This is a genomic window from Streptomyces sp. NPDC104106 (assembly GCF_055584345.1).
In genome coordinates, this window is the sequence record NZ_JBVJMF010000017.1 from 185,231 (window position 1) to 196,765 (window position 11,535).

Genomic DNA, 11,535 nt, shown 5'->3' on the forward strand with positions numbered 1-11,535 from the left:
GGCAGCCCCGAACAAACTGGCTATGCTCACCGCATGGCCGCTCTCGGATGGCTCACTCCCCGTAGGCGCTCCGCCACGGCGCGGAGCGTGTTGGCAGGCGAGGCCTCGGCGGAGGCCGCGCGCAAGTCCTCGCAGGAAGCGCAGGCGGCACCGCCGGGCGCACCGGAGGAACCCCAGTTCCCGGTCATCGGCGACACCAGGGCAGCCGCGTTCTTCGACCTCGACAACACCGTGATGCAGGGCGCCGCGCTGTTCCACTTCGGCCGCGGCCTGTACAAGCGCAAGTTCTTCGAGACCCGCGACCTCGCCCGGTTCGCCTGGCAGCAGGCGTGGTTCCGGCTGGCCGGCGTCGAGGACCCCGAGCACATGCAGGACGCCCGCGACTCGGCGCTGTCGATCGTCAAGGGCCACCGGGTCGCCGAGCTGGAGTCCATCGGCGAGGAGATCTACGACGAGTACATGGCCGACCGCATCTGGCCCGGCACGCGCGCGCTCGCGCAGGCCCACCTCGACGCGGGCCAGAAGGTGTGGCTGGTCACGGCGGCCCCGGTCGAGATCGCCCAGGTGATCTCCCGCCGCCTCGGCCTGACCGGCGCGCTCGGCACGGTCGCGGAATCGGTCGGCGGCGTCTACACGGGCAGGCTGGTGGGCGAGCCGCTGCACGGTCCGGCGAAGGCGGAGGCGGTCCGCGCGCTGGCCGCCGCGGAGGGCCTGGACCTCGCCCGCTGCGCGGCCTACAGCGACAGCCACAACGACATCCCGATGCTCTCCCTGGTGGGCCACCCCTACGCCATCAACCCGGACGCCAAGCTCCGCAAGCACGCCCGTGAGAAGGACTGGCGCCTGCGCGACTACCGCACCGGCCGGAAGGCCGCGAAGGTCGGCATTCCGGCGGCGGCGGGCGTCGGAGCGGTGGCCGGCGGCACGGCGGCGGCGATCGCGTTGAGCCGCCGGCGCCGATAAGCGCCCCGCCGGGGCCCCAGCGCCCCCGCGAACCCGCACGCGACGACGGCCAGTCGCCCCTGTGGCGGCTGGCCGCTTCGCGCGCCCGATTATGCCGCGCTCACTTCAACACGCCCTGTACCTCACCGAAACAGGCCGAAAAGCGGTCAACAACCGATCAAGGTACGGCACTTGATCGGGCGTCATTCAGCAACAGAAGCGACGCAATCGATGATTTGAGCAACTCGGTGTAGCAGTGCCTGTACGAAGCGTTATTCTCCTCAGACGCAAACCGGTACCCCTCCGTCGCCACGACGGGTGAACGGTCCCGCACTGCACGTGATGGAAGCTCTGCCTCTGGGAGTCCCGTGTACCCACACGTCGGGGTTGACGCCTCGGGCCTGGCTACGCTGCGCGCAACTGTCGCAACGGTCAAAGAGACGCTGCGCGGCCTCGTCCCCACCGCGTACGCCGTCCCCGCCTTCGCCACCGCCACGCCCGCCGGTCCGTGCTACGCACTGGCCGAGTCAGGCAGCGCCGTCGTCGGCAGACGCGGCCGCGCCACCGGTGCCGCCACCGCCCGCCGCCCGGCCGCCGACAGCGACAGCGCCCGGATGATGGACCTGGTCGAGCGCGCCCAGTCCGGCGAGGCCGAGGCCTTCGGCCGGCTCTACGACCAGTACAGCGACACGGTGTACCGGTACATCTACTACCGCGTCGGCGGCCGGGCCACGGCCGAGGACCTCACGAGCGAGACCTTTCTGCGGGCGCTGCGCCGGATCGGCACGTTCACCTGGCAGGGCCGCGACTTCGGCGCCTGGCTGGTGACGATCGCCCGGAACCTCGTCGCCGACCACTTCAAGTCCAGCCGCTTCCGCCTGGAGGTCACCACCGGCGAGATGCTCGACGCCAACGAGGTCGAGCGCTCCCCGGAGGACTCCGTCCTGGAGTCGCTGTCGAACGCCGCGCTGCTCGACGCCGTACGCCGGCTCAACCCGCAGCAGCAGGAGTGCGTGACCCTCCGCTTCCTCCAGGGCCTCTCGGTCGCCGAGACCGCCCGTGTCATGGGCAAGAACGAGGGCGCCATCAAGACCCTTCAGTACCGCGCCGTCCGCACCCTCGCCCGACTCCTGCCGGACGACGCGCGCTGAAGCGATCGCGACGCTCAGCGACGATCAACTCACCGTACGTGAAGGCCTGTTGTCTTTCCGATTGACCCGTCCGCCGTCCGTAACCCAAGTGCCGCGCCAGTCGTTGTGCGGGATACAGGCTCCCTGTGGTCACGTCCTGGCCGACCCTGATCACTCGATCGTGTGGACCGGTCACGGGCGTGCAACCCTCAGGACCCCCTGGGGAGTCGACCGTCATGACGAGAGGAGGTGCCGCCAGTGATCGCGAACGTATCGGCGCACCGGCGGGCGAACGCCTTCGCCCAGGCCCTGGACGAGCAGTCCGACCGTGACACGGCGGCCGAGCGGTCAGCACCGGCGGGATCGCCGCCGGCCACCGAGGACCAGTCCGAGCGGGGCGAACTGCTGGCCCTCACCGCGGGACTCGCCGCGCTGCCCAAGCCGCAGCTCGACCCCGAGGTCAAGGTCGTCCAGCGCGCCCAGCTGGTGGCCGCGATGGAGGCCATGCTCCAGGAGGGCACCGCAGCGGCGGACGCGTCGGTACCCGAACAGCGTGCGCGCTCCAGAGGCGCACACCGGGCGAGCCCGCTGAGCAGACTCCGGCCGCGTACGCGGCTGACCAAGGGGCTCGCCGCCGGCGGGCTCAGCGTCGGCGTGGCCGCCGGGGCCTTCGGCGGAGTCGCCGCCGCCAGCTCGGATGCCCTGCCCGGTGACTCCCTCTACGGCCTCAAACGGGGCATCGAGGAGTTCAAGCTCAACTACCTGACCGACGGCGACGACCAGCGCGGCCAGACCTACCTCGACCAGGCCTCCACCCGGCTCAGCGAGGCCCGGCGGCTGCTGGAGCGGGGCCGCGGCGGGCACCTCGACCACGAGTCCATCGGCGAGATCCGCCGCACGCTCTCGGGCATGCGGCAGGACGTCACCGAGGGCCACCGCCTGCTGCACGAGGCGTACGAGGCCGACCCGGGCTCCCTGGGCCCCATCCAGGCCCTGTCGGCCTTCTCCCGCTCCCACCGGGAGGCCTGGAGCGCGCTCAGCGACAAGCTGCCCGTCCAGCTCGGGGACGTCAAAGAGCAGGTCTCGTCGGTCTTCGACGCCATAGACCAGGAGGTCGCCCCGCTGGAGTCCCGGCTCCCCAAGCCACCGGCCCAGCCCGGCGCCGGCGGTCACCAGGGCTCGGGCTCCGCGTCGACGGGCTCCGGCAGCCGCCACGGCTCCACCCCGCCCAGCTCCTCCGGCAGCACCCCGTCCACCGGCAGGCACGCGCGCACGGACGCCCCGAGCGGCTCGGCCACCGGCGACACCGGCGAGGGTCTCCTCGGCGGCAACACGGGCGGCCTGCTCGACCCGCCGAAGACGGGCACGGCGCCCACGACCCCCACCACCGGCAAGCCCACCACCCCGGCCCCGGACATCACCCTTCCCCCGCTCCTCCCCCGCCTCCTACCGGGCCTGGGCATCGAAGGGGACAACACCAACCAGTAGAGCTACGGCAGCAGGGGCGCCCCTTCCCGAGCGCGGGGCGCCCCTTCGTCGTACAGCCGTCGATCAGGTCAGAAGAACACCGACCGCCGCTGCACCAGCAGCTTGTACAACGCGTGCTGGATCTGTTCCCGGACCTGGTCGGTCAGGTTGAACATCAGCATCGGATCCTCGGCGGCCTCCGGCGGATAACCGTCCGTAGGAATCGGCTCACCGAACTGAATCGTCCACTTCGTCGGCAACGGAACCGCCCCCAACGGCCCCAACCACGGAAACGTCGGGGTCAACGGAAAGTACGGAAAACCCAGCAACCGCGCCAGGGTCTTCGCGTTGCCGATCATCGGGTAGATCTCCTCCGCCCCGACGATCGAGCACGGAATGATCGGCGCGCCCTGCCGCAGGGCCGTGGAGACGAAGCCGCCCCGGCCGAACCGCTGGAGCTTGTACCGCTCGCCGAACGGTTTCCCGATGCCCTTGAAGCCCTCCGGCATCACCCCGACCAACTCGCCCTGCGCCAGCAGCCGCTCGGCGTCCTCCGCGCACGCCAGCGTGTGCCCCAGCTTGCGCGCCAGCTCGTTGACCACGGGCAGCACGAAGACCAGGTCGGCCGCGAGCAGCCGCAGATGACGGTCGGCGGGATGGTGGTCGTGGACGGCGACCTGCATCATCAGCCCGTCCAGCGGCAGCGTCCCGGAGTGGTTGGCGACGATCAGCGCCCCGCCCTTCGCCGGGATGTTCTCGATGCCCTTCACGTCGACCCGGAAGTACTTCTCGTACAACGGCCGCAGCAGCGACATCAGGACCTGGTCGGTCAGCTCCTCGTCGAAACCGAAGTCGTCGACGTCGTAGTCCCCGGTCAGCCGGCGCCGCAGGAAGGCGAGCCCGGCCGCCACCCGCCGGTCCAGGCCGCCGCCCCGCCCGCCGGCCTCCGGCCGGGCGTCACGCGCCGCCTCCGGCGTCTTCGGTCCCTGCGGCCCTTCCGGCTCCTGCGCACGGCTCACACGTCCATCCTCCCGCGCCCCGGCCCGCCCCGGCAGCGGCTGGACCTCACCCAGCTCCCCGGTGTCGCCCAGGGCCCCGCGCCGGCTGCCCGCACCCCGGCGCCGCGCCGGGCGGGCCGCACCACCCCCGCGGGACCGGTCGTCGTCGAAGGGAATGACCTTGGCGTCCGCCATCGTTGCTGCGCTCCTCAGTTGGCGCCGTACGTCGGGAGGTGACCGCCGCCCCTCGCGGCCAGCGCGGCGATGCGGTCGACGGCCGCCGCGAGGGTCTGCGGCGGCAGCAGCCCGGGGCCCTGGCCGCGTACGAAGTCCGCGAACGTCTCCGCCGTGGTGTAGCGGGGCGTGAAACCGAGCGTCTCGCGCATCTGGCCGGTGTCCACCACCCGCCCGTGCGTGAGCAGCCGGATCTGCTCGGGGGAGAAGTCCGTCATACCGAGCGTACGCACCAGGGAACCGGCCCAGGTGACCGCGGGCAGCAGCAACGGCACGGTGGGCCGTCCCAGCCGCCGCGAGCACTGCGAGAGCAGCAGCACGCCGTCACCGGCGATGTTGAACGTGCCGCTGTTCAGGGTGCCCCGGCGCGGCTCGTGCGAGGCGATCCTGAGCACCTCGACGACGTCGTCCTCGTGCACGAACTGCAGCCGCGGGTCGTAGCCGAACACGGTCGGCAGGACGGGCAGCGCGAAGTACGAGGCGAGGGGCGTGTCGGCGGCCGGCCCGAGGATGTTGGCGAACCGCAGCACGCACACCGCGACGTCCGGCCGGCGCCGCGCGAATCCGCGCACGTACCCCTCGACCTCGACGGTGTCCTTCGCGAAGCCCCCGCTCGGCAGGGACTTCGCCGAGGTCGTCTCGGTGAACACGGCGGGATCGCGCGGCGCGGAGCCGTAGACGTTCGTACTGGACTTCACCACCAGCCGCTTGACGGCCGGCGACTTCTGGCAGGCGCCGAGCAGCTGCATGGTGCCGATGACGTTGGTCTCCTTGACCGTCGCCCGGCTTCCGGCGCCCAGCGCCGTGCCCGTCACATCGAGGTGGACGACCGTGTCCGCGCCGGTCTCGGCGAGCACCCGGGCTATCGTCGGCAGCCGGATGTCGGCCTGGATGAACTCGGCCCCGCCCAGATGGTGCGCCGGGGGCACCGCGTCCACGGCGATCACCCGCTCGACCTCCGGATCCCGCTGGATCCGCCGTACGAACCGGCCGCCCAGCTGTCGGGCCACTCCGGTGACGAGCACGACCTTCCCCAAGATCAGCGCCTTCCCTCGTACGTTGTGCGTGCGGCCAACTTAGCGGGTCGCTGTTGCGCTGTGATGACCCCCCGATGCACGAAGTGACGGAAATTCACCGATCGGAAGATGCCGGGTCCCCCGCCGGGCGCCGGATACGCCTGTGGCCTCCCGCCGTTATCGGCGGGAGGCCACAGGGACACGCTTCTCGCGCGCTGTCGCTTACTTCTTGTTGCGACGCTGAACGCGCGTGCGCTTGAGCAGCTTGCGGTGCTTCTTCTTGGCCATCCGCTTGCGCCGCTTCTTGATAACAGAGCCCACGACTACCCTCGCTCACTTCTCATCACTCGGTTGTTTGGGCGCCATGGGCCCACACGACCTACGAGGGGCTAGCCTACCCAACCGAGCGCCGAGGTCGTAATCGAGGGTGCTCCGGATCTTTCCGGAGGCGTTGTCAGGCCGTTTCCACCCCCACATAGCTGTCGCGAAGGTACTCGTGTACCGCCTGTTCCGGGACGCGGAAAGACCTCCCCACCCGGATGGCGGGCAGATGACCGCTGTGCACCAGCCGGTACACGGTCATCTTCGACACTCGCATCACCGAGGCGACCTCCGCCACGGTAAGGAACTGAACCTCGTTCAGAGGCCTCTCGCCAGCTGCCATGACACACCTGAACCTTCCGCACTCGACGGCCACCGGCTTCCCCTTCCGGTGACTCTTCGTCGCTGCGTGCTCACTCCCCAATGTAGGGGCGGGTGATGCGAGTGGGGAAGAGGTGCACCCATCGCAGGCCTACTGTGACAGACACGCTCGTTTGAGTACGTAGCGGGTAAGCGGGCGGTAGTACGCGGACCGCGCACCGTCATCAACCGGAACGGCGACGGACACGGCCCCCTCGGCCTCCCCCACGAACAGCGCGGGATCGTCGACATCGCCGAGCCCCAGGGCCTCGAACCCCAGCTGACCTGCACCGCAGACCCAGCCGTGATCCCCGACGACCAATGCGGGCAGGGGCCCGCCACCCGCCGCGGCGGCCTCCAGGGCGACCCGAACCGGCAGCGGTGAATGGCTGTGGACACCGGGCTCACAACCGGGGCGCTCGGCGCCCGGTTCCCGCACCAGGGCAATCCCTCGTACGTAGTCGAGGCGGTGGGTGCGTAGACCGAACCGGGTCAATATGTCGACACAGCGACCCTGCGCCGGTGTGAGCACCTCACACCCCGCCGCCGAGAGCGCGTCCGCCAAGGCTGCGTAGAACCCGAGCAGCCGCCCCGGGTGCCCGGTGCCGAACAGCACCGGCGCCCGGCGCCGGGCCGCCGCCCCGATGCGCTCGGCGAAGGAGTCGAGCGCGGCCACCGTCAGCTCGGGATCGATCACATCCGGACCCGAAGTGTGCAGCGGATCGGCCGAGACACCGCACTTCTCCGCCATCAAGGCAATCAGGTCCCGCTCGCGCCAACGCCCTTCGGGATCGACCCCGATCAGAACCCGAGGATCCCGGGCCGCGAACAGCCGGTAACTGCGCAGGCTGACCTCCCGGGAGGTCGCCACCTCCCCCGCCAGCCGAACAGCCGGCAGATACGCACGCAGACCTTCGGCGGACACCACGGCTGCGATGCTCGCGCATCAGGGGCGGGCGCGGACGGCGAACGGCGGGAAGTGCGCACGGTTGGCGTAACGGGCGGATGCCGCTCAGCCGTCACGGCGCACCAGCCGTCCGGCACCCCCGGCCGTCAGAGCAGCAGGCCCCGTAGCGGAAACGCCGCCCGCCGAGTGGCCCGTACCGCCTGGTCCAAACGGTCCGCGGGGTCGTAGCCCGCCTCCCACGACGCCCAACTCACCGGCCACCGGCCGTCGGTCATCCGCTGCGGCCCCAGCTGCCGGGTCCGCGCGAACACCTCCTGGCGCCAGCCTTCCGGGATCACCGTCTCCGGCGCCACCGGCCGCCCCGCGGCAATCCCCACCAGATGCGTCCACGACCGCGGCACGACGTCCACCACCGCGTACCCGCCGCCGCCCAGCGCCACCCACTTCCCCGCCGCGTACTCGTGCGCCAGATCGTGACACGCCACCTGCACCGCCCGCTGCGCGTCGAGCGATACGGCGAGATGGGCCAGCGGATCCTCGAAGTGCGTGTCGGCACCGTGCTGCGTCACCAGTACCTGCGGCCGGAAGTCGGCGATCAGCTCCGGCACGACCGCGTGGAACGCCCGCACCCACCCCGCGTCCCCGGTCCCCGCGGGCAGCGCCACGTTCACCGCGGATCCCTCGCCGGCCCCCGCCCCGACCTCTTCCGGCCACCCGGTCTGCGGGAACAGCGTACGAGGGTGCTCGTGCAGCGAGATCGTCAGAACCCGAGGATCCTCCCAGAACGCGGCCTGCACCCCGTCCCCGTGGTGCACGTCCACGTCGACGTACGCGACCCGCTCGGCACCCAGCTCCAGCAGCCGGGCGATGGCCAGCGCCGCGTCGTTGTAGATGCAGAACCCCGAGGCGCCGCCCGGCATCGCGTGGTGCAGGCCGCCCGCGAAGTTCACGGCGTGTTCGGCGTCGCCCCGCCACACCGCCTCCGCCGCCGCCACCGACTGACCGGCGATCAGCGCGGACACCTCGTGCATCCCGGCGAACGCCGGGTCGTCCACCGTTCCGAGGCCGTACTCCCCCCGCGCCCCGGCCGGGTCGGCCGACGCGGCCTTCACGGCCTCGATGTAGTCCTCGCGATGCACCAGCCGCAAAGTGGACTCCCCGGCCGGCTTCGCCGCGACGACCTCCACCTCCCGGTCGAGTCCGAGGGCGCCCACCAGCTTCCGGGTCAGCTCCAGCCGGACCGGATCCATCGGATGGTCCGGGCCGAAGTCATAGCCCGTTACCGCCTCGTCCCACATCAGCTGTGCTCGGCCGCTCATGCCCGCCACCGTATCGGTCCTGTTGAGGCGCGAACGACCTGGCGTACCCCAGCGTCACCAGCACCAACACCATCGGCACACACATCGCACCGCGATAGCTCCACGCATCGCCCAGCGCCCCGACCAACGGCGAACCGACCAGGAAGCCCACGTAATTGAAGATGTTGAGCCGCGCGACGGCCGCGTCCGAGGCGCCCGGGAACAGCCTGCCCGCCGCCGCGAACGTCTGCGGCACCAGCACGCACAGCCCCAGCCCCAGCAGCGTGAACCCCAGCATCCCCACCCACGCGCCGGGCGCCGACGCCACCACCGCGAACCCGCCGGCCGCCACCAGCGCCCCGACCCGCACGACCGCCACGGCCCCCAACCGCCGCACCCCGAGATCCCCGATGGCCCGCCCCACCAGCGTGGTCACCATGTACACGTTGTACGGCACGGTCGCCAGCTGCTCGCTGCTGCCCAGCACGTCCTTCAGGTACTTCGCGCTCCAGTTGGAGACGGTCGAGTCCCCGATGTAGGCGAAGGTCATCACCAGGCACAGCGGCAACAGCACCGCGAAGACGACCCCTGTGCCCCGGCCCCCCTGCTCCCCTTCCACGGGCGTCGGCTCGCCGTCGACGTACCACCGGCTGCCCACGAGCGTCGCCGGCAGCAGCACCGCCACCACCGGCAGATACGACACCCACAGCGCGAGGTGCCAGTGCGCCCCGACCCAGGCCAGCGAGGCCCCCAGGATCCCGCCGAGGCTGTACGCGGCATGGAAGCTGAGCATGATGCTGCGCCCGTACGCCCGCTGGAGGCTCACCCCGAGCATGTTCATGGAGGCGTCGAGCGCTCCCACGGCCAGCCCGAACACGCCCAGCGCCACGGCCAGTTCGGCGATCCGCCCGCCCGCCCCGGCGCCGAGCAGGGCCAGCAGCACGACCGGCTGGGAGCAGCGCAGCACCCGGCTGGGGCGCACCCGCTTCACCAACTGCTCGGTGGTCACACTGCCGGCGCCGGCGAGGACGGGTACGGCGGCCAGGAAGACCGGCAACAGCGCGTCGGAGACGCCGTACCGGTCCTGGACGGCCGGGATCCGCGTCACCAGGAGAGCGAAGGCGGCGCCCTGCGCGAAGAAGCTGAACGCCAACGAGGCCCTACCGCGCCGCAGCACATCAGTCATGGCGGCGAGCGTAGGGCCCCGGGCTACCTGTGGGTAGATCCAGCCAAAGATGAATTCTCCTCAGCTTCGCCCGGTGGCTCAGGCGGCGACGGCCAGGCCGGACCGCTCCGGCCGCGTCCGCTGCTCGGCCGCGCCGTCCGCCACCTCGGCGGCGAGCATCCCCTCCAGGGGCCCGACGGCCAGCGCACCGCCGACCACGAACCCGATCAGCATCGCACCGACCAGGAAGACGGTGCCGAGCCACACCATCGTGCCGACGGGAATGGTGTAGGCACCCACGACCCGGGCGGAGCACTCGGCGAGCAGCACCAGCCCCCACACGATCGAGAACGCCTTCTCCTTGCGCCGGAAGGCCGCCGACCGGACCGACGCCCCGGAGGCGAGCCGCTGCCAGGCGGCCTCCTTGACCGCGTCGCCCTTGACCAGGAAGGGCTTCATCCCGGCGGTCATCATCGGCTTGCCGAGCCAGACCGAGGCCAGGATCCCGAAGGCGATGACGCTGCTGACCCCGCTGTCCTTGGCGAGCATCAGCCGGGGGTCGCCGGAGACGAAGCTCAGCAGCAGCGAGACGACGTTGACGACCAGGATGAGACCGGCCAGCGCGTTGGTCCTGCGCTCGCGCACCACGCCCCACACGGTCCGCACCGCCGGCACCACACTGCTCCAGGCCAGCGCCGCGAAGGTGCTCATCCCGAAGGTGTCTTTGAAGAGGTAGTACGAGCCGAGCGGCACCGCCACGTCCAGGAGCAGCGGCCGGAAGTTGTCCAGCATGCTCGGGTTCTGCGCCCGCCGCTCGCTCCGGCCCCGGCCCTGGTTCCCCGTGTTCTTCGTCATGCCCTCAGCTTCGCCGCCACGGGGGGTCCGCCGGTAGAAACGATCGTCCGGAGGTCCGCATGACAATTGTCAGCCCCCGGCCGATGGCTCGGGTCATATCAGCAGGTCAAGCAACTCGCCCATGGAGCCGAAGAGTTGACCGGCACCGGCGAGCCTGGCCGCCGGGGTCATGGCGGTGAACCCGCAGACGTCCATCCCGGCCGCCACGGCCGCCTGTACGCCCAGCGGAGAGTCCTCCACGACCACGCACCGCTCGGGGGCCACGCCCATCCGCTCAGCCGCGTGGAGGAACAGATCGGGCGCCGGCTTGCCCCGTCCCACGTCCTCGGAGCTGAAGATCCGCTCGTCCGGGAACCACCGGTCGAGCCCGGTCGTCCGGTGCCCCACCCGGATCCGCGCATGGCTCCCCGAGGAGGCCACGCAGTACGGCACTCCGTCGGCGGCCAGCTTCTCCAGTACGCCCGCGACGCCGGCCACGGGCTCCAGCTCCCGCTCGAACGCCGCGAACACGCGCGCGTGGAAGACGTCGTCGAAGTCGTCCGGCAACCGCTGCCCGGTCCGCTCCAGCACCAGTTCATGGATCCGGTGCATCGCCGAGCCCATGTAGTCCCGGATGGAGTCCTCGTACGAGGTGGGGTGACCCAGCTCGGTCAGATAGGCGGCGAGGTGTCGATTGGAAATGGGCTCGCTGTCGACGAGCACTCCGTCGTTGTCGAAAATGACCAGGTCGTAGCGCATGCTGTCGAGCATAAGCGCCATAAATGCGGAAAGGCCCACACCAGACGGTGTGGGCCTTTCCCAAAAATTGTTCGGCGGTGTCCTACTCTCCCACAGGGTCCCCC

12 protein-coding genes are annotated in these 11,535 nt (G+C 71.0%); 3 read left to right on the forward strand and 9 right to left on the reverse strand.

What is annotated here, in order from left to right; translation table 11 throughout:
- Positions 1–33 precede the first annotated feature (33 nt).
- The 3 genes from ACZ60X_RS32890 to ACZ60X_RS32900 all read left to right on the forward strand — a co-directional run bounded on the left by ACZ60X_RS32890 (position 34) and on the right by ACZ60X_RS32900 (position 3,560).
- The gene (locus tag ACZ60X_RS32890) at positions 34–963 is read left to right on the forward strand and encodes an HAD family hydrolase (RefSeq protein ID WP_469606357.1); all 930 of its coding nucleotides are present in this window, start codon (positions 34–36) and stop codon (positions 961–963) included.
- Positions 964–1,310: 347 nt separating this feature from the next.
- Positions 1,311–2,093 (forward strand): ECF subfamily RNA polymerase sigma factor, BldN family, encoded by a 783-nt coding sequence (locus ACZ60X_RS32895; protein ID WP_469606359.1) that lies wholly within the window; start codon positions 1,311–1,313, stop codon positions 2,091–2,093.
- Between the two features lie 237 nt (positions 2,094–2,330).
- Complete coding sequence (locus ACZ60X_RS32900; RefSeq protein WP_469606362.1) at positions 2,331–3,560, forward strand: DUF5667 domain-containing protein; 1,230 nt, start codon at positions 2,331–2,333, stop codon at positions 3,558–3,560.
- A 68-nt stretch (positions 3,561–3,628) separates the two neighbouring features.
- Here ACZ60X_RS32900 and ACZ60X_RS32905 read toward each other — a convergent pair whose 3' ends face one another.
- The 9 genes from ACZ60X_RS32905 to ACZ60X_RS32945 all read right to left on the reverse strand — a co-directional run bounded on the left by ACZ60X_RS32905 (position 3,629) and on the right by ACZ60X_RS32945 (position 11,431).
- On the reverse strand, positions 3,629–4,732 hold the full coding sequence (locus ACZ60X_RS32905; RefSeq protein WP_469606365.1) for a lysophospholipid acyltransferase family protein: 1,104 nt from the start codon (positions 4,730–4,732) through the stop codon (positions 3,629–3,631).
- 14 nt (positions 4,733–4,746) lie between these two features.
- Positions 4,747–5,808: an NAD-dependent epimerase/dehydratase family protein gene (locus ACZ60X_RS32910; RefSeq protein ID WP_469606367.1), complete on the reverse strand. Its 1,062-nt coding sequence runs from the start codon at positions 5,806–5,808 to the stop codon at positions 4,747–4,749.
- 201 nt (positions 5,809–6,009) lie between these two features.
- Entirely contained in the window at positions 6,010–6,108 is a 99-nt protein-coding gene (locus ACZ60X_RS32915) for a 30S ribosomal protein bS22 (RefSeq protein ID WP_003948845.1), read from the reverse strand.
- A 133-nt stretch (positions 6,109–6,241) separates the two neighbouring features.
- On the reverse strand, positions 6,242–6,451 hold the full coding sequence (locus ACZ60X_RS32920; protein WP_212907930.1) for a helix-turn-helix domain-containing protein: 210 nt from the start codon (positions 6,449–6,451) through the stop codon (positions 6,242–6,244).
- A 129-nt stretch (positions 6,452–6,580) separates the two neighbouring features.
- Positions 6,581–7,393 (reverse strand): phosphatase, encoded by an 813-nt coding sequence (locus ACZ60X_RS32925; protein ID WP_469606397.1) that lies wholly within the window; start codon positions 7,391–7,393, stop codon positions 6,581–6,583.
- A gap of 128 nt (positions 7,394–7,521) precedes the next feature.
- A complete protein-coding gene (locus ACZ60X_RS32930) occupies positions 7,522–8,694 on the reverse strand; it encodes an acetoin utilization protein AcuC (RefSeq protein ID WP_469606370.1) in 1,173 nt (390 codons plus the stop codon).
- Complete coding sequence (locus ACZ60X_RS32935; protein WP_469606372.1) at positions 8,645–9,859, reverse strand: MFS transporter; 1,215 nt, start codon at positions 9,857–9,859, stop codon at positions 8,645–8,647. The genes ACZ60X_RS32930 and ACZ60X_RS32935 overlap by 50 nt, the downstream gene beginning before the upstream one ends.
- 78 nt (positions 9,860–9,937) lie before the next feature.
- Positions 9,938–10,693 (reverse strand): VC0807 family protein, encoded by a 756-nt coding sequence (locus tag ACZ60X_RS32940; protein ID WP_469606375.1) that lies wholly within the window; start codon positions 10,691–10,693, stop codon positions 9,938–9,940.
- A gap of 93 nt (positions 10,694–10,786) precedes the next feature.
- Positions 10,787–11,431, reverse strand: a complete 645-nt coding sequence (locus ACZ60X_RS32945; RefSeq protein ID WP_469606378.1) for an HAD family hydrolase — start codon at positions 11,429–11,431, stop codon at positions 10,787–10,789.
- Positions 11,432–11,535: the final 104 nt, after the last annotated feature.

What these genes read in the sequence shown, in the direction of transcription:
- ACZ60X_RS32890 (WP_469606357.1), top strand. Translation starts at nt 34, where the DNA reads ATGGCCGCTCTCGGATGGCTCACTCCCCGTAGGCGCTCCGCCACGGCG.
- ACZ60X_RS32905 (WP_469606365.1), bottom strand. Translation starts at nt 4,732, where the DNA reads ATGGCGGACGCCAAGGTCATTCCCTTCGACGACGACCGGTCCCGCGGG.
- ACZ60X_RS32920 (WP_212907930.1), bottom strand. Translation starts at nt 6,451, where the DNA reads ATGGCAGCTGGCGAGAGGCCTCTGAACGAGGTTCAGTTCCTTACCGTG.
- ACZ60X_RS32930 (WP_469606370.1), bottom strand. Translation starts at nt 8,694, where the DNA reads ATGAGCGGCCGAGCACAGCTGATGTGGGACGAGGCGGTAACGGGCTAT.
- ACZ60X_RS32935 (WP_469606372.1), bottom strand. Translation starts at nt 9,859, where the DNA reads ATGACTGATGTGCTGCGGCGCGGTAGGGCCTCGTTGGCGTTCAGCTTC.
- ACZ60X_RS32940 (WP_469606375.1), bottom strand. Translation starts at nt 10,693, where the DNA reads ATGACGAAGAACACGGGGAACCAGGGCCGGGGCCGGAGCGAGCGGCGG.
- ACZ60X_RS32945 (WP_469606378.1), bottom strand. Translation starts at nt 11,431, where the DNA reads ATGCGCTACGACCTGGTCATTTTCGACAACGACGGAGTGCTCGTCGAC.